The sequence below is a fragment of the Pseudonocardia abyssalis genome, assembly GCF_019263705.2.
Lineage (GTDB): Bacteria > Actinomycetota > Actinomycetes > Mycobacteriales > Pseudonocardiaceae > Pseudonocardia > Pseudonocardia abyssalis.
The window spans coordinates 943,749-961,117 of record NZ_JADQDK010000001.1 but is presented as its reverse complement, the minus strand read 5'-3'; the positions used below and the strand labels follow the sequence as shown (position 1 = coordinate 961,117).

At 74.7% G+C, this 17,369-nt stretch carries 22 protein-coding genes; 10 read left to right on the top strand and 12 right to left on the bottom strand.

Annotated elements, in window-relative coordinates; genetic code table 11:
- Positions 1 to 35: 35 nt before the first annotated feature.
- The 5 genes from I4I81_RS04585 to I4I81_RS04565 form a co-directional block, all read right to left on the bottom strand.
- Positions 36 to 761: a DUF899 family protein gene (locus I4I81_RS04585; RefSeq protein ID WP_218603291.1), complete on the bottom strand. Its 726-nt coding sequence runs from the start codon at positions 759 to 761 to the stop codon at positions 36 to 38.
- The gene (locus I4I81_RS04580) at positions 754 to 1,107 is read right to left on the bottom strand and encodes an ArsR/SmtB family transcription factor (RefSeq protein WP_218603290.1); all 354 of its coding nucleotides are present in this window, start codon (positions 1,105 to 1,107) and stop codon (positions 754 to 756) included. Before I4I81_RS04580 ends, I4I81_RS04585 begins: the two co-directional genes overlap by 8 nt.
- Positions 1,097 to 1,528, bottom strand: a complete 432-nt coding sequence (locus I4I81_RS04575; protein WP_218603289.1) for an SRPBCC domain-containing protein — start codon at positions 1,526 to 1,528, stop codon at positions 1,097 to 1,099. The genes I4I81_RS04580 and I4I81_RS04575 overlap by 11 nt, the downstream gene beginning before the upstream one ends.
- 71 nt (positions 1,529 to 1,599) lie before the next feature.
- Complete coding sequence (locus I4I81_RS04570) at positions 1,600 to 2,574, bottom strand: aldo/keto reductase (RefSeq protein WP_218603288.1); 975 nt, start codon at positions 2,572 to 2,574, stop codon at positions 1,600 to 1,602.
- A 33-nt stretch (positions 2,575 to 2,607) separates the two neighbouring features.
- Complete coding sequence (locus I4I81_RS04565) at positions 2,608 to 3,663, bottom strand: polyhydroxyalkanoate synthase family protein (RefSeq protein WP_226363746.1); 1,056 nt, start codon at positions 3,661 to 3,663, stop codon at positions 2,608 to 2,610.
- Between the two features lie 88 nt (positions 3,664 to 3,751).
- Here I4I81_RS04565 and I4I81_RS04560 point away from each other — a divergent pair, with 88 nt between their 5' ends.
- Positions 3,752 to 4,897, top strand: a complete 1,146-nt coding sequence (locus I4I81_RS04560; RefSeq protein ID WP_218603287.1) for an acyl-CoA dehydrogenase family protein — start codon at positions 3,752 to 3,754, stop codon at positions 4,895 to 4,897.
- 6 nt (positions 4,898 to 4,903) lie between these two features.
- Here I4I81_RS04560 and I4I81_RS04555 read toward each other — a convergent pair whose 3' ends face one another.
- The 6 genes from I4I81_RS04555 to I4I81_RS04530 all read right to left on the bottom strand — a co-directional run bounded on the left by I4I81_RS04555 (position 4,904) and on the right by I4I81_RS04530 (position 10,258).
- Positions 4,904 to 5,368, bottom strand: coding sequence for a hypothetical protein (locus tag I4I81_RS04555; RefSeq protein WP_218603286.1), 465 nt, complete (start codon positions 5,366 to 5,368; stop codon positions 4,904 to 4,906).
- Complete coding sequence (locus I4I81_RS04550) at positions 5,365 to 6,210, bottom strand: PPK2 family polyphosphate kinase (protein WP_218603285.1); 846 nt, start codon at positions 6,208 to 6,210, stop codon at positions 5,365 to 5,367. Before I4I81_RS04550 ends, I4I81_RS04555 begins: the two co-directional genes overlap by 4 nt.
- A gap of 171 nt (positions 6,211 to 6,381) precedes the next feature.
- Positions 6,382 to 7,122, bottom strand: coding sequence for a Uma2 family endonuclease (locus I4I81_RS04545; protein WP_218603284.1), 741 nt, complete (start codon positions 7,120 to 7,122; stop codon positions 6,382 to 6,384).
- A 117-nt stretch (positions 7,123 to 7,239) separates the two neighbouring features.
- Positions 7,240 to 8,061, bottom strand: a complete 822-nt coding sequence (locus tag I4I81_RS04540) for an ABC transporter ATP-binding protein (RefSeq protein WP_218603283.1) — start codon at positions 8,059 to 8,061, stop codon at positions 7,240 to 7,242.
- Complete coding sequence (locus I4I81_RS04535) at positions 8,058 to 9,155, bottom strand: FecCD family ABC transporter permease (RefSeq protein ID WP_218603282.1); 1,098 nt, start codon at positions 9,153 to 9,155, stop codon at positions 8,058 to 8,060. The genes I4I81_RS04540 and I4I81_RS04535 overlap by 4 nt, the downstream gene beginning before the upstream one ends.
- The gene (locus I4I81_RS04530) at positions 9,155 to 10,258 is read right to left on the bottom strand and encodes a FecCD family ABC transporter permease (protein ID WP_218603281.1); all 1,104 of its coding nucleotides are present in this window, start codon (positions 10,256 to 10,258) and stop codon (positions 9,155 to 9,157) included. The genes I4I81_RS04535 and I4I81_RS04530 overlap by 1 nt, the downstream gene beginning before the upstream one ends.
- A gap of 76 nt (positions 10,259 to 10,334) precedes the next feature.
- On the opposite strand from I4I81_RS04530, the gene I4I81_RS04525 reads away from it, so the two are divergent.
- The 9 genes from I4I81_RS04525 to I4I81_RS04485 all read left to right on the top strand — a co-directional run bounded on the left by I4I81_RS04525 (position 10,335) and on the right by I4I81_RS04485 (position 15,727).
- Positions 10,335 to 11,060, top strand: coding sequence for a pyrimidine reductase family protein (locus tag I4I81_RS04525; RefSeq protein ID WP_218615836.1), 726 nt, complete (start codon positions 10,335 to 10,337; stop codon positions 11,058 to 11,060).
- Positions 11,061 to 11,148: 88 nt separating this feature from the next.
- On the top strand, positions 11,149 to 11,616 hold the full coding sequence (locus tag I4I81_RS04520) for an Asp23/Gls24 family envelope stress response protein (protein ID WP_218605339.1): 468 nt from the start codon (positions 11,149 to 11,151) through the stop codon (positions 11,614 to 11,616).
- A 14-nt stretch (positions 11,617 to 11,630) separates the two neighbouring features.
- Positions 11,631 to 12,005, top strand: a complete 375-nt coding sequence (locus tag I4I81_RS04515; RefSeq protein WP_225924482.1) for an Asp23/Gls24 family envelope stress response protein — start codon at positions 11,631 to 11,633, stop codon at positions 12,003 to 12,005.
- Positions 12,006 to 12,045: 40 nt separating this feature from the next.
- Positions 12,046 to 12,297, top strand: coding sequence for a hypothetical protein (locus I4I81_RS04510; protein WP_218605340.1), 252 nt, complete (start codon positions 12,046 to 12,048; stop codon positions 12,295 to 12,297).
- A 31-nt stretch (positions 12,298 to 12,328) separates the two neighbouring features.
- A complete protein-coding gene (locus I4I81_RS04505) occupies positions 12,329 to 12,508 on the top strand; it encodes a hypothetical protein (RefSeq protein ID WP_218605341.1) in 180 nt (59 codons plus the stop codon).
- Positions 12,505 to 12,888: an Asp23/Gls24 family envelope stress response protein gene (locus I4I81_RS04500; protein ID WP_218605342.1), complete on the top strand. Its 384-nt coding sequence runs from the start codon at positions 12,505 to 12,507 to the stop codon at positions 12,886 to 12,888. Before I4I81_RS04505 ends, I4I81_RS04500 begins: the two co-directional genes overlap by 4 nt.
- A gap of 9 nt (positions 12,889 to 12,897) precedes the next feature.
- The gene (locus tag I4I81_RS04495; protein WP_218605343.1) at positions 12,898 to 13,437 is read left to right on the top strand and encodes a DUF6286 domain-containing protein; all 540 of its coding nucleotides are present in this window, start codon (positions 12,898 to 12,900) and stop codon (positions 13,435 to 13,437) included.
- Positions 13,434 to 14,090 (top strand): alkaline shock response membrane anchor protein AmaP, encoded by a 657-nt coding sequence (locus I4I81_RS04490; protein ID WP_225924481.1) that lies wholly within the window; start codon positions 13,434 to 13,436, stop codon positions 14,088 to 14,090. The genes I4I81_RS04495 and I4I81_RS04490 overlap by 4 nt, the downstream gene beginning before the upstream one ends.
- Before the next feature lie 227 nt (positions 14,091 to 14,317).
- Positions 14,318 to 15,727 (top strand): alpha/beta hydrolase, encoded by a 1,410-nt coding sequence (locus tag I4I81_RS04485; protein WP_226363744.1) that lies wholly within the window; start codon positions 14,318 to 14,320, stop codon positions 15,725 to 15,727.
- A gap of 4 nt (positions 15,728 to 15,731) precedes the next feature.
- Here I4I81_RS04485 and I4I81_RS04480 read toward each other — a convergent pair whose 3' ends face one another.
- Positions 15,732 to 17,228: a DUF732 domain-containing protein gene (locus I4I81_RS04480; RefSeq protein ID WP_218615835.1), complete on the bottom strand. Its 1,497-nt coding sequence runs from the start codon at positions 17,226 to 17,228 to the stop codon at positions 15,732 to 15,734.
- Between the last annotated feature and the right edge of the window lie 141 nt (positions 17,229 to 17,369).

The window sequence follows — 17,369 nt, the reverse complement described above, 5'->3', positions numbered from 1 at the left end:
CCGCACTGCCCACCCCGTTGATGTGGGCTGATTCGTCACATCGGAGTGACGACGAGGTCGTCGCGGTACCCGGCGGCCACGCGCGGCCACTGCGCGGTGGGCCGTCCACCGACGCGCAACTGCTCTCCTGTGGACGCATCCCACCGTTGCGGACGCCCCGACGGTGAGTCCTGCCAGGTCTCCTGCCGGCCGAGGGCGGTCATGTCCAGCAGCGCGAGCGTCGGCGCCATCACCTCGATGCCGCGACCACCGGTCCGGTAGGTCTCGAACACCCGGTCGCCGACGCGCAGGTAGCAGACCATCAGGACCTCCCATCGGCCGGCGTGCAGCGCCCCGGCGGCGTCGCGCACCGAGTACCAGGGCACGTCCCAGCCCATGAAGTCGCGGTAGCGGACGCTCTCGGCGTAGGGCCCGTGGCAGAACGTGGCGTAGGTGACGTCGCAGGCGTGCAGGTACGACAGCTCGCGGACCTGCCCGTTGAAGAACGTGCAGCCCACGCACTGCCCGGCCGCGGGGGTGTCGTCGTGCCACATCTGGAAGTAGGCGATCAGCTGGCTCCGGCCCTCGAACACCTCCGCCAGCGGCACGGGCCCGTCCGGGCCGGTGAGGCTGAGGCCGGCGTCGACCTCCACCATCGGCAGGCGGCGGCGGGCCGCGGCGATCGCGTCGCCGGCGCGGGTGTGGGACTTCTCGCGCACCAGCAGGGCGTCGAGTTCGGCCTGCCAGGTGGCGCGGTCGGTCACCGCGGGCAGCTCACTCATGATCGGTTCCTTCGCTCGTCAGGTGGTCGGTCAGTGCGTCGAGCCGGCCGTCCCAGTCACGGGCCAGCGCGGCGAGGAACTGCTGCGCGACCCGCATCGGGGCGGAGCGCAGGCGGTAGCGGACGCGGCGGCGCTCCCCCGGCTCGGCCGCGACGAGCCCGGCCCCGGCCAGCAGGGCCAGGTGCTTGGCGATCGCCTGCCGCGTGATCGGCAGCCGCCCGGCCAGGTCGGTCGCCGTGGCGGGGCCGTACCCTGCGAGCGCGGCCAGCACGGCCCGGCGGCTCGGGTCGGCGAGGGCGACGAAGACCTGCTCGGCGGTCGCCTCGAGATCGGGGTCAGGCGGCACGGAGGTGCTCGACCAGCTCACCCAGCTCGCTCGCCCAGCCCTGGACGTGGCTGTCGTGCTCGATGCGGTGCTCGGCGTCCGGGAGCTGGGCGAACCCGGTCTCGACGACGGTCAGCCGCGTGCCGCCGTCGGTCGGCTCCAGGGTGAACTCGACGTAGGTGCGGCGCGGGTCGTCGGCGGGCAGGTGCTCCAGCGGCCAGGTGAAGGCGAAGACGCTCGGCTCCTCCACCCGTTCCACCCGCATCTCGACGCCGTGCCCACCGTCCCAGCTCATGCTCGCGGTGCCGCCGGGGCGCAGGTCGATCGCGGCCCGCTGACCGAACCAGGCGGCGAGCCCGTCGGCCGAGGTGAGCGCGGTCCACACCGCGGCCGGTGGCCGGTCGATCTCGACGACCCGTTCGATCCGGTCGGGGAACCCCATGACTGCCTCCGCAGATAGCAACTGATCGGTTGCCATGAAACGTATGGCAACCGATCAGTTGCGTCAAGGGGTCAGCGGCGGGCCCGCACCAGTCCGGGCAGGGCCGAGAGGCCGGTCGTCGGGTGGAACGCCTCCGCGGCGGCGGTCAGCGCCCCGTGCTCGGACCCGGTCAGGACGATGTCGGCGGCCGCCGCGTTCCGCTCCACCTGGGCGACGCTCGACGCCCCCGGGATCGCGACGACGTTCGGGAAGTACACCAGCCACGCCAGCGCGATCTGGGCGGGCGTGGCGTCGTGGGCCGATGCGACGTCGCGCAGCAGGTCGAGCAGCGGCGCGGCGGCCGTCATGTTCTCGGGCAGGAACATCGCGTTGGTCGCCCGGATCCCGCCCGTCGGGCGGTGGTCGGCGCCGTAGCGGCCCGACAGCAGGCCCTGGGCGAGCGGGCTGTAGGCCATCACGATGTGGCCGGTGCGCTGCGCCCACGGCAGCATCTCGGCCATCGGGTCTCGAGAGACCAGGCTGAACTGCACCTGGTTGGACAGGATCCGCTGCCCGCCGCGCGCCCCCTCGGCCCGCTGCCAGCGCTTGAGGGAGTAGTTCGAGACCCCCACCTCGTCGATCACGCCGACGTCGCGCAGCGCCTGCATCCCGCGCATCGTCGTGGCGTCGCCGACGACCGGGTTGGGCTGGTGCACCTGGTAGAGGTCGATCTGCTGCACGCCGAGCCGCTGTGCGCTCGCCACCCCGCGCTGCTGCACGATCGCGGCCGTCGGCATGACCGGGAAGACCTTCGACGCCACGACGACGTCGTCGGTGCCGCCGGAGTCCGCCAGTGCCTGCCCGAGGATCCGCTCGCTGCGCCCGAAGCCGTAGACCTCGGCGGTGTCGAACACCGTGATCCCCAGCTCCCGCGCCCGTGCGACGATCTTCGCTGCCTCGCCGTCGGCGTAGTCGGTGCCGTAGCCCCATTCCCGGGAGCCGAACTGCCACGTGCCCAGGCCGATCACGGAGTAGGGCTTGGCGGTGGCGATGTCGAGATGGCGCATGCCCCCGTTGTACCCCGAACGGGCCGGCGCGACTCAGGCGTGCTCGGTCAGGAACTCGTCGAGGTACACCCAGGTCGACGTGCGGGCGCGCCGGCCGGTGAGGACGCCGAGGTGGCCGCCGGGTGCGCTCTCGAACCGCACGTCCGGAGCGCCGGTGAGCAGGTCGGCCACCCGCTCGACGGCCGCCAGCGGCGCGATCACGTCGCTCTCCCCGCCGACGACCAGCACCGGCACGTCGATCTCCTTGAGCGCGATGGTCCGCCCGGCGAGGTCGAGGGTGCCGTCGGCGAGGTCGTTGCTGCGCAGCAGCAGGTGGTAGATCTGCCCGAACACGCGGCCGGGGTAGCCGTGCATGTGCGTCATCATGTGGTCGACGGCCTCGATCTGGGCCAGACAGTCGCGGTCGTCGAGCCGCGAGAGGATCGTCAACGGCTTGGTGACCAGCCGGTCGACCGCCGTCAGCTGGAACGCCCAGCTCACCAGCGGGGCCGGGAAGCTGCCGATGGCCTGGTACACCGCGGAGAGACCGAGCCCACCGGTGACGGCCGCGAGCGGGCGCAGCGGAGCCACCAGCGGCACCGCGGCGATGTCGATCGGGCTGCCGATCACCGACAGGGTGTGGATCGGCAGCGTCACGTCGGCGGCGGTGGCGAGCAGGCAGAAGATCCCGCCGAGCGACCACCCCAGCAGGTCGACGCCGTCGGCCCCGGTCTCCGCGCACGTGTCGCGGACCGCCCGGGGCACCACGTCGTCGACCCAGTGCTCCATGCCCAGCGCGCGGTCGGCGAAGCGGATGGGGCCGTAGTCGACGAGGAACACGGTGCGGCCGGCGGCCAGCAGGTGCTGCACCAGCGAGCATCCGCGGCGCAGGTCGTAGGCGAAGTCGGGGGCGCCCAGCGGTGGCACGAGCAGCACCGGCGGGGCGTCGAGCAGGGGCACGCCGGCCAGCGGGCGGTAGCGGTACAGCGTGGCGGCCGGGGAGCCGGTGATCGCGTCGCGGGGCATCCGCCGCAGGTCGGCGACCCCGCCACGGACCGCCTTGTCGACGACGTTCAGCGCCACGGCGGGGATCCGGTCGACCAGGCTCACGTGACGAGCCTATCCGCGGCCCGCGCGGGCCGCCGTCGGCACAGGCGAGCCGTTCCCGGTTACCGGCGGGTATGTGAGACTGCGGGACATGCAGCGCGACCTCTTCGACGCCGACCACGACGCGTTCCGCGACACCGTCCGGACCTTCCTGACCAAGGAGGTGCTCCCCCACCACGACCAGTGGGAGGCCGACGGCCACGTCGACCGCGCGGTGTGGAAGGCCGCGGGCGCCACCGGCCTGCTCGGCACCGACGTGCCCGAGGAGTTCGGCGGCGGCGGCGTCGAGGACTTCCGCTACAACTGCATCATCACCGAGGAGATCTCCCGCGCCGGCACCTCGGGCCTGGGCTTCCCGCTGCAGAACGACGTGATCGCGCCCTACCTGCTCCGCCTCGCCACCGACGAGCAGAAGAAGCGCTGGCTCCCCGGGTTCTGCTCCGGTGAGATCATCACCGCGATCGCGATGACCGAGCCCGGCACCGGCAGCGACCTGCAGGGCATCGCGAGCACCGCGAGGAAGCAGGACGACGGCAGCTGGCTGCTCAACGGCGCCAAGACGTTCATCACCAACGGCATCCTGTCCGACCTGGTGATCGTCGTGGCGAAGACCGACCCCGAGGCCGGGGCGCGCGGGTTCAGCCTGCTCGTCGTCGAGCGCGGGATGGCGGGCTTCGAGCGCGGCCGCAACCTCAAGAAGGTCGGTATGAAGGCCCAGGACACCGCGGAGCTGTCGTTCACCGACGTCCGCGTGCCCGCGGAGAACCTGCTCGGCGAGGAGGGGCAGGGGTTCATCTACCTCATGCAGAACCTCGCGCAGGAGCGCCTGTCGATCGCCGTCGGCTCGATCGCGGGCGCCGCGCAGGCCCTGGAGCTGACGCTCGACTACGTCAAGGAGCGCAAGGCGTTCGGCAAGCCCGTCTCGGCGTTCCAGAACACCCGCTTCGAGCTGGCCGAGATGGACACCGAGGTCACGGTGACCCAGGTGTTCGTCGACCGCTGCATCCGGCAGCACGTCGAGGGCGAGCTGTCGATCTCCGACGCCGCGAAGGCCAAGTGGTGGGCCTCCGACGTGCTCAAGCGCGTGGTCGACCGCTGCGTGCAGCTGCACGGCGGCTACGGCTACATGCTCGAGTACCCGATCGCGAAGGCGTTCGTCGACTCGCGCGTGCAGTCGATCTACGGCGGCACGAACGAGATCATGAAGGAGATCATCGGCCGGTCCCTGATCGGCTGAGCCGGGTCAGCGCGCGCCGCAGACCCGCTCGATCTCGGTGACGGCCGCGACGATCCGCGTCGCGTCGAGCTGCACGGCGTCCTGGGCGGCGTTGCCGTCGGGGCCGAGCAGCGCGCGCCCCTGCGCGTCGAGGTCGTCGATGGCCGCGACGAGCTCGGTCTGGGCGGCGACGATCGCCGGGTCGGTGACGCCGCCGGTGGTGGCCACCTCGCGCGCGCCGAGCAGGAGCACCGCGACCCCGGCCGGGAGCACCGGCATCCGGTTCATCGCGTCGGCGGCCTGCCGGACGATCGACTGCGAGTCGGTGTAGTCCGCGCAGACGACGTCCTCGGGCGTGGCGGGTGCGGCACCGGTGGGGGCCGGCGCGGCCGACGGTGTGGAGGCGGGCGCGGGAGCGGCGGCCGTGCTGCAGCCGGCGAGCACGCTCAGCGCGGCGAGGGTGGTGGCGAGGGCGATCGCGGGGCGCTTCATGCCACCACGCTCGCACGGATCCGGGCGCGCTCGTTCTCCACGTCCACGGAGGCGGTCGGGAAGCGCGGGTCGAGCTCGGTGAGCGTCTCCGCGAGGATCGACGCGATCGCCCAGTTCCGGTACCACTTGCGGTCCGAGGGCACGACGTACCAGGGCGCGGCGTCGGAGTCGGTCCCGCGCAGCGCGTCGGTGTAGGCCTGCCGGTAGGCGGCCCACTTCGCGCGGGAGTCGAGGTCGCCGGTGTTGTACTTCCACACCTTCGCCGGGTCGTCCAGGCGGGCGAGCAGCCGCTCGGCCTGCTCCTCCGGCGAGATGTGCAGCATGCACTTCACGAGGGTGACGCCCTGCTCCGCGAGCTCGGACTCGAACGCGGTGATCTCGGCGTAGCGGCCGCGCCAGACGTCCTCGGGGACCAGCGAGTCGACCCGGGCGATGAGGACGTCCTCGTAGTGCGACCGGTCGAACACCCCGATCTGCCCCGGCGCGGGCACCTTCGGACGCACCCGCCACAGGAAGTGGTGGGACCGCTCCTCCGCCGTGGGCTTCTTGAACGAGGAGATCATCAGGCCCTGCGGGTTGACCAGCCCGGCGACGTGCCGGATGACCCCGCCCTTGCCGGAGGTGTCCATGCCCTGCAGCACGAGCAGCACCGCGCGGGTGCCACCACCGACGGCCTCGGCGTAGAGCGCCTCCTGGCGCTCGTCGAGCACGGTGGCCAGGTCGGCCATCGCCTCGGCGGCCGCCGACTTGTCCTTCGGGCCGACCGGCCTTCCCCGCGGGTCGATCTCCGCGAGGTCGGGCTCGGCGGGCACCCGGAACGTCGAGCGCGCGGTACTGACCATGATCCCCACCCTAGAGGGACCGCCGGGGCCGCTGACGTGCGGCGGGCGGCGATCACCGGCCGCCCGGTCCGGTTCCGCGCACCTGCCGGCGATCCGCGCACGTCCGGCGGTGCGCAGGACGCGGGACGGTGCGCAGGACGCGGGACGGTGCGCGGAGCGCGGGACCGGGGATCAGGCGCGCAGGCGGTGGTCGCCGTCGGGTTCCTCGTCCGGCACCACGATGTCGGGCGCGGTGCCGTGATCGGGCGCGGTGCCGTGATCGGGCGCGGTGCCGCCGCCGGACATGAGCTCGGGAACCGTGTCGTCGTCGGCGGGGTCGGTCGTGTCGTCCGCGACCGGCCGGGCGTCGCCCGATCCGGGGGGCGTGGACGCGGACGGGACGGGCGTGGACAGCGTGGAGAGGTCCAGCTCCAGTCCGAACGGCTCCTCCAGGGCGAAGGTCTCCCCCGCCCCCGCCTGGGCGTACTCGTGGTACCGGCCGCCGATCAGCATCGTGGCGACGGCGAAGGGGGCGTCGTGGTCGACGAGCAGGGCGTAGGGGATGCGGCTGCCCGCGTAGAGCTGGGGCTTGAACCAGCGGTCGGCGACCCCGTTGCCGGAGCCGACGACGTCGATCACGACCAGCGCGACGGACCCGTCACGCACGTCGGGGGTCTCGTCGGTGCGGGCGGCGACCACCAGGTCGGGGACGAGGATGCGCCCCGGGCACAGGCGCAGCGCGACCGGTCCGGTGACCTCCAGCCCCTCGGGCAGCACCTTCTCCACCGCGTCCCGGACGGCGGCGACGGCCGCGGCGTGGCGGTCGTCGGTGGTCGGGGCCACCAGCAGGCTGCCGTCGACCAGCTCGATCCGCCGGTCGCGGGGCAGCGCGAGGTAGGCCTCCTCGGTCCAGGGCCCGTCCTGGTCGAGCATCGTCAGGATCCCCCTCCTCAGACGATCGGCGCACGTCGCGGCGCCGCGCCATCGTGGCACAGGAGGTCGGATCCCGCGTCGAACCCGGTCGCGACGCGCGACCGGCGGGCGGCGGCGTCAGCCGACCGGTCGGGCCCCGACCGGCACCACCAGCGGTGTCCCGGCGACCGGATCGGCGATCACGCGTGCGTCGAGCCCGAACACCTCGAGGAGGAGGTCCTCGGTGATCACCTCGTGGGGGGTGCCCGAGACGACGATCCGCCCGTCGCGCATGGCGACGAGCCGGTCGGCGTAGCGGGCGGCGAGGTTGAGGTCGTGCAGGACCATGACGACGGTGCGGCCGGCCTCGAGGTGCAGCCGCCGCACCAGCTCCAGGACGTCGACCTGGTGGGCGAGGTCGAGGAACGTCGTGGGCTCGTCGAGCAGCAGCAGGTCGGTGCCCTGGGCCAGGGCCATCGAGATCCACGCGCGCTGGCGCTGGCCGCCGGACAGCTCGTCGACCGGCCGCTCGGCGAGATCGAGGATGCCGGTCCACTCCAGGGCCTGGTGCACGGCGTCCTCGTCGTCGGAGGACCACTGCCGGTACCAGGCCTGGTGCGGGTGCCGCCCGCGGGCGACGAGGTCGGCGACCGTCAGCCCCTCCGGCGCGGTCGGGGCCTGCGGCAGCACCCCGAGGATCGTCGCGACCTCGCGGGTGGCCATCCGGTCGATCCGCTCGCCGTCGAGCAGGACCTGGCCGGAGCTGGGCTTGAGCAGCCGCCCCAGCGCGCGCAGCAGCGTCGACTTCCCGCAGCCGTTGGGCCCGATGACGGCCGTGATCGTGCCGGCGACGACGTCGAGGTCGAGCCCGTCGACGACGACGCGGTCGCCGTAGCCGAGCCGGACCTCCTCCGCGCGCAGCCGCACGGCCGCGTCGACGGACGTCACCACTTCGGTCATGTGCGGGCCTCCCGGCCGTGTCGGGCGAGCAGGTACAGCAGGTACGGGGCGCCGACGACGGCGGTGATGATCCCCACCGGGAGCGGCGACGGGAACGCGGTGCGTGCGATGACGTCGGACAGGACCGTCAGCGCGGCCCCCACCAGCAGCGACGCGGCGATCGGTGGCCGGGCCGACCCGACCAGGCGCTGCGCGATCTGCGGGGCGACCAGCGCGACGAACGCGATCGGCCCGGCCGACGCGGTGGCGACGGCGGCCAGCCCGACCGCGACGACCAGGAGCCACGACCGGGCGTGGTCGACGCGCATGCCCAGGCCGCGGGCGGTGTCGTCGCCGAACTGGAGCGCGCCGAGCCCGTGGGCGAGCACCAGCGCCGCGGGCACCAGGACCACCAGCGCGAGCCCGACCGGGATGACGTGCTCCCAGCCGCGGGCGTTGAGGCTGCCGGTGAGCCAGACCGTGGCGCGCGCCGCCTCGTGGATCTCGGCGACGACGAGCAGCCACTGCACGATCGCCAGCAGCATCGCGTTGATCCCGATGCCGACGAGCACGAGCCGGAAGCCCTGGATCCCGCGGCGCCAGGACAGCCCGTGGATGACGAACGCGGTGAGCAGCCCGCCGATCAGGGCCGCGATCGGCAGGCCGGCCGCGGTGAGGAAGCCGCCGACGGCGCCGAACCCGCCGCCGATCACGATGACGAACACCGCGGTGGCACTGGCGCCCATCGTGATGCCGATGATGTCGGGGCTGGCCAGCGGGTTGCGGGCGATGGCCTGGGTGATCGCGCCCGACACGGCGAGCGCGCCGCCGACGAGCGCGCCGGTGAGCGACTGGGGCAGGCGCAGGTCGAGGACGATGAACCGCTGCCCGCGGTCACCGCCACCGAACAGGACGGCCACGACCTCGCCGATGCTGATCGGGAAGTCGCCCCGGCCGATGTTGACGACCAGCCCCACGAACAGGACGAGTGCGGTGAGGGCCAGCACCACCACGGTGCGCGGACGCCAGACCACGGAGAACCGGCCGCGGCGCAGGGCCGGGCGACCGGGGACCTTCGCCGGGGGCTCCGGGGCGCGCTTCGTGAGGACGGCCATCAGATGTCCACCATCTTCCGCCGGCGCACCAGGTAGATGAAGAAGGGTGCGCCCACCAGGGCCAGGACGATCCCGACCTGGAGCTCCCCGGGCCGCACCAGCACGCGGCCGAGGACGTCGCCGACGAGCAGCAGCACCGAACCGGACAGTGCCGACGCCGGCAGCAGCCAGCGGTAGTCGGGACCGGTGAACGTGCGCACGATGTGCGGCACGACCAGCCCGACGAACGCGATCGGCCCGCACGCCGCGGTGGCACCGCCCGCGAGCAGGGTGATCGCGACGGTTCCGAGGATCCGCGTGCGCCTCACCGAGTGGCCCAGCGACCGCGCCACGTCGTCACCGAGTGACAGCGCGTTCAGGGCGGGGGCCGAGGCCAGCGCCAGCACCGCGCCCGCCGCCAGGAACCAGACGACGTTCGTCAGCACTTCGCCGTCGCGACCGGCCAGTGATCCGACGGCCCAGAACCGGTACGCGTCGAGGGCGGCGACGTCGATGAGGATCACCGCGGACGTGAGTGCCCCCAGCAGGGCACTGATCGCGGACCCGGCGAGCGCGAGCGTCACCGGGGTCGCCCCACCGCGCCCGACCGAGCCGAGGACGAACACGGCGACGCTCGCCGCGGCGGCGCCGGCGAAGGCGAACCAGACGTAGCCGAGGGGGTCGGTGACGCTGAACACGTAGATCCCGAGGACGACCAGGAATGCGGCGCCCGCGTTGATCCCGAGGAGCCCGGGATCGGCCAGCGGGTTGCGGGTGTGGCCCTGGATCAGCGCGCCGGACAGCCCGAGCGCGGCCCCGGCGACCAGCCCGAGGACCGTGCGCGGGATGCGCAGCGAGCGCACCACGATGTGGTCCTCCAGGGTGAGGTCGGGCCGGACCAGGGCGTCCCAGACGACGTCCAGCGGGATCGGCTTCGCCCCGACGGCCACGCTGAGCAGTGCACCGGCGACCAGTGCCACCAGCAGGAGCGCGAGCCCGACCAGCCGGCGCCCGCGCAGGGAGCGCCGCGGGCCGGGGGGGCGTCCGGTGGCCGTGGCGGGCACGGGCGTCACCGTGCTCAATGGGGTCTCCTCGGGGGCCGAATGCTGTGCTGCGCTCACCATAGGTGAGCCTCGCCTTGCGGCCTACCCGGTGGGTCACCGAATCGTGCCGGCCGACGTCCCGTGCTGGGATCCGGTCATGGACCGCATCTGGCCGCTCCCCGCCCTCGACGATCCCGCCCTCGTCGAGCACTACGCCTACCCCGACCTCGACTCCCCGTACGTCCGCGTCAACTTCGTCTCGAGCCTCGACGGGGCCGTCTCCGTCGACGGCGTGTCCGGCGGACTGGGCACCGACGCCGACAAGCGGGTCTTCGGCGTGCTGCGGCAGCTGGCGCAGGTGGTGCTCGTCGGGGCGGGCACCGCCCGCGCCGAGGGGTACCGCGGTGCCCGCAGACCGACGATCGGCACCGACACCCCGCCACCGATCGCCGTCGTCACCGGGTCGGCGGACATCGACCCGGGCGGCGGGCTCTTCACGGACACGCTGGTCCCGACCGTCGTCCTGACCACCGGCGACGCCCCGCGCGAGCGCCGGGACCGGCTCGCCGCGGCCGGCGCCGACGTCGCCGTGCTCGACGACCTCACCCCCGGGTCGCTGCTCACCGAGCTGGGCCGCCGCGGCCTGTACCGGGTGCTGTGCGAGGGCGGGCCGTCGCTGCACGGCGCGCTGGTGGCGCACGACGCCGTCGACGAGCTGTGCCTGACGCTGTCCCCGCTGCTCGCCGCGGGCGACGCCGGCCGGATCGCCGTCGGGGACGCGGGGGACGTCCCGCGCTCGATGTCACTGGCCGGGGCCCTGCACGAGGACGGGGCCCTGCTGCTGCGCTACCGCCGGTCCGGCGATGCTCAGGGCCGGGACTAGTCCGATCGGGTGAGTTAGCGAGAGGCTGCGCCGGGTACCTGCGTCCTAAGTCCGTACGCAACGGACGTGAACGACCTGAGGAGCACACATGACCACCCCCACGCCCAGCCCCACCACCGGCGCCAGCCCGGCACGCCTCGCCGACGACACCACGCAGGGCAAGACCACGATCGCGGCGTCCGTCGTCCAGAAGATCGCCGGTATCGCCGCGCGTGAGATCTCGGGTGTGCACTCGATGGGCGGCGGTGTGTCCCGCGCCTTCGGTGCCCTGCGCGAGCGTATCCCCGGCGGCGGCACCGGCGCCTCGAACATCGCGGGCGTCCAGGTGGAGGTCGGCGAGAAGCAGGCCGCCGTCGACCTCGACCTCGTCGTCGAGTACGGCGCGTCCATCGTGGACCTCGCCCGCGCGGTGCGCCGCAACGTGATCACCGCCGTCGAGCGCATGACGGGCCTCGAGGTCATCGAGGTCAACATCGCGGTCAACGACATCCACCTGCCGTCCGAGGACGACGGCGCCGAGGACGTCGTCGTCGCCCAGCCGTCGCGGGTCGAGTGACGGAGCCCGGCACCATGGCTGGCCCCAGCGGCGCCCGGCCCGTCGGCGACCCGGCGCTTCACGACGGTCCGCTCGCCGACGCCGACGCACTCGCCGTTCTCGTCGCCGCCACCGTGACCGCGCACCCCGCGGTCGCCCGGCTCGACGGCGGCGTGTTCGGATCGATCGCGACCTACCTGCCCGGACGCCGCCTCGTCGGCGTCCGGATCGGGCAGGGCGCGGAGCCCGTCGAGCTCAGCGTGGTGCTGAACCTCAGCGCCCGTATCCCGGACGTGGCCCGCGACCTGCGTCGAGAGGTCTCCGCGCTGTGCGGAGGGACCGCCGTGAACATCACGGTGTCCGACCTCGCGATCCCCGCGGTCGTGGTCGGTCCGCCGGCCACGGCCTGACCGGCCCGGCGCGATGGCAGCGGACGATCCGTCGGGAAGCATGAGCCCGGAGCAGCGCGCGGAGTACCGCGCGTTCGTCCGCGACCACCATCCCGACCGGGGCGGTGACCCGGAGTTCTTCGTGGCCGGCCTCGCACGTCTGCGGGCCGGCCGGGCGGCGGTGCCGCCCGGAGACGACGACCGCCGGTACGACGCGCCGATCGAGATCGTCACCCCGCTGCCACTGCCCGCCCGGGTGGTGGTGGCCCTCATCCGCACCCTGCGGTGGCATCGCGAACGCCGCGTCGAGTAGCCGCACGCACGTCCCTCACACAGGAGATCCCATGAACGCCACCCACACCGGCCTGCTGGCCGGCCTCATCCTCGGCGCCACCGGCGCGATCGGCGGGTTCGGCGCGTTCCTCGTCGCCCTCGTCATCGGCGTCATCGGACTCGTCGTCGGCCGTGTGCTCGACGGCGAGCTCGACCTCAACGCGGTGCTGGGCCGGGGTCGGGACCGGTGACCGGGTCCGACGCCGCCTCCCCCGAGGAGCGCGGCCGGCTCGACATCCACCCGACGGTGCTGCGCAAGATCGTCGAATACGCCGCCGACGGCACCCCCGGCACGCTGCGCCACGAGCGCCGCCTCGCGGGCGTCGGCGTCGGGCAGGCGGGGTCCACCGCGAAGATCAGCGACGGGCCCGACGGTGCCGTCGACGTCGCGCTCGAGCTCACGCTGCAGTACCCCGCACCCGTCCGCCGGACGGTCGACGCGGTCCGCGGCCGGGTGGGCGACGAGCTCGTCCGCATCACCGGCCGCCGCATCCGCAACCTCGCCGTCACCGTGTCCGGCCTGCGTGGACCCGACGACGGCTCCACCGGCTCCGGCTCCCGAGTCCAGTAGGAGATGACCATGCGTGTCCTGCTCAGGGTCCTCGCCCCACTCCTCGGCCTCGCGCTGGCCGCCGTCGGAGTCCTGACCGTCATCGAGGTCGTCGCCGCGTGGGTGCGGACCCCCGCAACCGCCGGCCTGCTCGTGCCCTGGCCCGACTGGCGCACCTCCCTCGAGTCGCTGACCTGGGCGGACGCACCGGTACCCGGCATCGCGATCGGCGTCGCCGTCCTCGGGCTGCTGCTCCTGCTGATCGGCCTGCTCGCCCGCCGCCACGACATCGCGCTGACCTCCCCCGCCCCGGAGGTCGCCGTCACGACCTCCCCGCGCGTGCTCGCCCGGCTCGTCGGGCGCCGGGTCCGCGCGGCCGACGGGGTGGCCGCCGCGTCGGTCACCGCGACCGGCCGCAAGGTAGCCGTCGGGGCCCAGGCCTGGAACGACTCCGGCTCCGAGCTCCGCAGCAGCATCTCCTCCACCGTCGACACCCTGCTCGACGAGCTGCCGCTGGCCCGCCGCCCGCGGGTCGCCGTCACCGTGCAGCAGAGGAAGGGCCCCCGATGACCGTCTCGATGGAGAAGCCGGCCGATCCGCCGCCCGCGCCGGCCTCGGGTGCGCTCAAGCGCCGCTCGAGGTCGGCCGTCGCCCGGTCCTCGGGCGGGGACCGGTCCCTGCTGGTGCTGCTGGGCACCGTCGTGCTCGCCGTCGGGGTGCTGGTGGCGCTGCTGGGCTACGGCGTGTTCGGGACCGACCGGGGCGGGCGCCCGCTGCTCGACCCGATGGTCGTCGACCTGCTGCGTGCCCAGCCGCTGATCGCCCGGATCGTCGCGATCCTCGTCGGCCTCCTGCTGCTCGTGCTCGGCCTGTCCTGGGCCGCGCGCTCGCTGCGCCCGGAGCGCAAGCCGGACCTGGTCATCGACCGCGGCCCGGCGACGGCGATCACCGTCAGCTCCTCCGCGGCCGCCGACGCGCTCGCCGCGCAGGCCGCCGAGCTCCCCGGCGTCGGCCGGGCGAAGGCACGCATGGTCGGGACCGAGGACGCCCCGGCGCTGCGCGTCTGGGTCTGGCTCTCCGACGACGCCGACGTCCGCGACGTGCTGGAGAAGCTGCACGGCCAGGTCCTGGCCTCGGCCCGCTCCTCGCTCGGGATCGCCGCCCTCCCGGTGGCGGTCCGGCTCGAGCTCGACCAGCCCACCAGTGGCCCCCGGGTCGCCTGAGACCCACCGTCACCGCTGCGGCCTTCACCCCTGCCACACCGGCCCTGCGACACGCTGCCCCGGTCATGATCGGGAATCCACGCCGCGTCGTCGCGGGGCTGTTGTGTCTGTCCGCCCTGCTGGCCGGGTGCACGGTCGGTCCGTCGCAGCGTCCCCCGGTGGCGGTGCGCGGGCAGGACGGGCTCCCCGCCGCACCCGCCGCGAGCCCAGGTCCGTCGGTCCCCGCGATGCCACCGCTGCAGGCGCAGGACACCTCGATCCCCTTCGCCGACTGCACCTCGGACGCGTTCGCCTCGTACGACGTCGCCGTCCCCGCCGACCGGGCGCTGCGCGTCGAGTGCGGGGAACTGCCGGTCCCGGCCGACCCGGACCGCCCCGAGCAGGGCAGCGTGCTGCTCGGCGTCGTGCGGATCGGTCCGGCCGGCGGCCCGCTCGACGGTCCCCCGCTGCTCGCCGTCGGCGACAGCGCGACCGGCCCGACGGCAGGTCACGCCCTCGCCGTCGCCGCCCGCGTCTCCCCCGCCGTGCTCGAGACGTACACCGTGATCGGTCTCGACCGGCGTGGGGCGGGAGTGGATCGCATCGACTGCGCCGACCCCGCCGCGCGCGCCGCACTCGTCGACGCCGACCCCGCCGCCACCTCGGAGGGCGACCTCGCCCCGCTGCTGGAGCGGGCCCGATCCGTGGTGCAGGACTGCAACCTCACGCTGCCCTCCGGGCTGGGGGGCCTCCGCAGCTCCGCGACGGCCGCCGACGTCGAGCAGCTGCGGGTCCGGCTCGGCGTCGCCCGCCTCTCCGCGGTCGGCACGGGTGACGGGGCGGGCGCGCTCGACACCTGGGCCCGGACCGCGCCCGGCGGGGTCGGCCGGCTCGTCCTCGACGGGCCACCCGACGCCGCCGCCACCGAGCCGGACCGCAGCACCGCCCGCGCGGCGTCGGTCGACGCCGCGTTCGACGCGTTCGCGCTGGCCTGCACCGGGGGCGGCGCCTGCCCGCTCGGGGCCGACCCGCGCGAGGCCGTGACCGCACTCGCCGACGCCCTGCGCTCGCGTCCGCTGGCCGCTGCCGACGGGCGACGGCTCACCGCGGGCGCGGCACTGCTCACGGTGCTCACCGTCCTGGCCCGCCCCGACGAGTGGCCCGCACTGTCCGGCGCGCTCGCCACCGCGGCCACGGGCGACCCGACGGCTCTGCTCGGCCTGCTCGACCCGCTGACCGGGCCGACCGGAGGGTTCGACGCGACGTTGGCCACCACCTGCAACGACGACCCCACGCGGCTCTCCCCACCGGAGGTCAGCGAGCTCGCGACCACCCTGCGCACCGACCACCCGCTGTTCGGCGGCACCCTCGCACTCGGCCTGCTGGCCTGCGCGCCGTGGCCGGCCGGGACGGCGCGGGCGGCACCGGCCCCCGCCGAGACGCTGCCCCAGGTACTCGTCGTGGGCACCGCAGGCGACCCGCGGTACCCGGCCGAGGCGGCACGGAGGATCTCCGAGCAGTTCACGACCGGCGCGTTCGTCAGCTGGCAGGGGGCCGGGACGGGCGCCTACCCCCGCACGCCGTGCGTCCGGACGGCGGTGGACACCCTGCTCGTCGACGGGCTGCTCCCGGCGGCGGGCACGCTCTGCCCGCCGTGAGGGATCAGCTGGTGCAGTAGTTCTCCTTGGCGATCTCCACCAGGTCGGCCGCCTGCGCACGGGTCACCGTCGGCAGCGAGGCCGGCAGCGCGCGGGCGATCCGGGCCTCGTCGACGCCGTCGGCGAGCTCCCCGCAGACCAGCTCGGCGGCCTCGGTCTCCGCGGCCCCGCCCCGGCTGGTGGGCACCCCGGCCTCGCGCAGCGCGCTCAGGAACGTGCTGCCGCGATCGGAGAGCGGGTCACCCTGGCTCGGGCCGGCCGCCTCGTCCTGCCCGTCGGAGGCGTCGGAGGCGGTCGGCAGCTCCGGCACCACCGGGGCGGACTCGACCACGGCCGTCGGCTGCGGGGCGGCGTCGCCGCTGTTCAGCAGGACGATCCCGGTCAACCCGATCACCCCGACGACGACACCCGCCGCCAGCAGGGGCCAGCGGCGACGGAACAGGCCGCGGCGCTTCCCGGCGGCCCGGCGGGCGGCGCGACGGCCACCCGTCTCGGAGACGGCGTCGGCGGGCGCCTCATCGTCCTCGCCCGCTCCGGGGAGGACGTCGATGCCGCTGTCGACGAGGTCGTCGTCGGCGGGGCGGGCCCGGCGACGGCCGCCGGTGGCGACCAGCGCGGTCGGCTGCTCGCCCGTGGCCCGGGTGTCGACCAGCTCGGTCACCGGCTCGCCGGGACCGTCGTCGTAGGCCCGGTCGTCGTAGGCCGCGTCGTCGTAGGCCGCGTCGCCGTACGCCGCGTCGCCGTACGCCGCGTCGCCGTACGCCGCGTCGCCGTACGCCGCGTCGCCGTACGCCGCGTCGCCGTACGCCGCGTCGCCGTACGCCGCGTCGCCGTAGGCCGCGTCGCCGTAGGCCGCGTCGCCGTAGGCCGCGTCGCCGTAGCTCGGGACGTCGTAGCTCGGGACGTCGAACACGGTCGTCTCGGCGGCCGCGGCGCGGCGCCGGGCCGCCCGGCCACCCCCGGGCGCCGTCCCGGTGCCGTCGGTGTCGACGCGGCGGGACGGGATCGGACGCGGCGAGGGCACGCGCCCCAGCACGTCGGTCTCGGACACCGCGTTGCCCGACGGGTCCCCGTGGCGGGGGCCGTCGGGGGCACCGTGGCGGGGCGCCTGCGGCGCGGAGTGAGCGGCGTGAGCGGCGCCGGGGAACGGCGGGCGGGCGTCGAGCGGCGGGGCGAACGCCGGCAACGCCTCGGCGGCGGCCGCGGCGCGGACGGCGGCGTCGGCCTGCACGGCGGCCTGGGCCGCGGCGTCGGCGGCGGCGGCGGCCCGGGCGGCGAGCTCGATCGCGGCCTTCGCGTCGGCGGCGGCCGCTGCGGCCGCGGCCTCGGCGGCCCGGGCGTTGGCCTCGGCGGCCTGGCGGCGCAGCGCGGCGTCCGGCGGGGCGGACTCGCCGTGCGAGAGCAGCTCGTACCCGTCGCGGGCCGGGTCGTGGTCGGGCCAGGCGGGCGGCACGTCCTGCCCGTACCCCCCGGCCCTTCGGCCGCTACCGATCTCCGTCATCGGAGTACTCGACATCGTGCACCCCCCGTCCGATCCGGCCCCAGTGGCCTGTCGTCACCGGGTTCAACGACCGTGTGTCGCGGAGGTATCGCGAATACGTCCATCCGGGTGTACGTCGCCCGGCGTGTCGTGACCCATCGG

Bases quoted from the DNA above. Each gene is read 5' to 3' on its own strand.
- I4I81_RS04585 (WP_218603291.1), bottom strand. From the start codon at position 761: ATGAGTGAGCTGCCCGCGGTGACCGACCGCGCCACCTGGCAGGCCGAA.
- I4I81_RS04575 (WP_218603289.1), bottom strand. From the start codon at position 1,528: ATGGGGTTCCCCGACCGGATCGAACGGGTCGTCGAGATCGACCGGCCA.
- I4I81_RS04570 (WP_218603288.1), bottom strand. From the start codon at position 2,574: ATGCGCCATCTCGACATCGCCACCGCCAAGCCCTACTCCGTGATCGGC.
- I4I81_RS04560 (WP_218603287.1), top strand. From the start codon at position 3,752: ATGCAGCGCGACCTCTTCGACGCCGACCACGACGCGTTCCGCGACACC.
- I4I81_RS04555 (WP_218603286.1), bottom strand. From the start codon at position 5,368: ATGAAGCGCCCCGCGATCGCCCTCGCCACCACCCTCGCCGCGCTGAGC.
- I4I81_RS04550 (WP_218603285.1), bottom strand. From the start codon at position 6,210: ATGGTCAGTACCGCGCGCTCGACGTTCCGGGTGCCCGCCGAGCCCGAC.
- I4I81_RS04545 (WP_218603284.1), bottom strand. From the start codon at position 7,122: ATGCTCGACCAGGACGGGCCCTGGACCGAGGAGGCCTACCTCGCGCTG.
- I4I81_RS04540 (WP_218603283.1), bottom strand. From the start codon at position 8,061: ATGACCGAAGTGGTGACGTCCGTCGACGCGGCCGTGCGGCTGCGCGCG.
- I4I81_RS04535 (WP_218603282.1), bottom strand. From the start codon at position 9,155: ATGGCCGTCCTCACGAAGCGCGCCCCGGAGCCCCCGGCGAAGGTCCCC.
- I4I81_RS04530 (WP_218603281.1), bottom strand. From the start codon at position 10,258: ATGGTGAGCGCAGCACAGCATTCGGCCCCCGAGGAGACCCCATTGAGC.
- I4I81_RS04525 (WP_218615836.1), top strand. From the start codon at position 10,335: ATGGACCGCATCTGGCCGCTCCCCGCCCTCGACGATCCCGCCCTCGTC.
- I4I81_RS04520 (WP_218605339.1), top strand. From the start codon at position 11,149: ATGACCACCCCCACGCCCAGCCCCACCACCGGCGCCAGCCCGGCACGC.
- I4I81_RS04515 (WP_225924482.1), top strand. From the start codon at position 11,631: ATGGCTGGCCCCAGCGGCGCCCGGCCCGTCGGCGACCCGGCGCTTCAC.
- I4I81_RS04510 (WP_218605340.1), top strand. From the start codon at position 12,046: ATGAGCCCGGAGCAGCGCGCGGAGTACCGCGCGTTCGTCCGCGACCAC.
- I4I81_RS04505 (WP_218605341.1), top strand. From the start codon at position 12,329: ATGAACGCCACCCACACCGGCCTGCTGGCCGGCCTCATCCTCGGCGCC.
- I4I81_RS04495 (WP_218605343.1), top strand. From the start codon at position 12,898: ATGCGTGTCCTGCTCAGGGTCCTCGCCCCACTCCTCGGCCTCGCGCTG.
- I4I81_RS04490 (WP_225924481.1), top strand. From the start codon at position 13,434: ATGACCGTCTCGATGGAGAAGCCGGCCGATCCGCCGCCCGCGCCGGCC.
- I4I81_RS04485 (WP_226363744.1), top strand. From the start codon at position 14,318: ATGCCACCGCTGCAGGCGCAGGACACCTCGATCCCCTTCGCCGACTGC.
- I4I81_RS04480 (WP_218615835.1), bottom strand. From the start codon at position 17,228: ATGACGGAGATCGGTAGCGGCCGAAGGGCCGGGGGGTACGGGCAGGAC.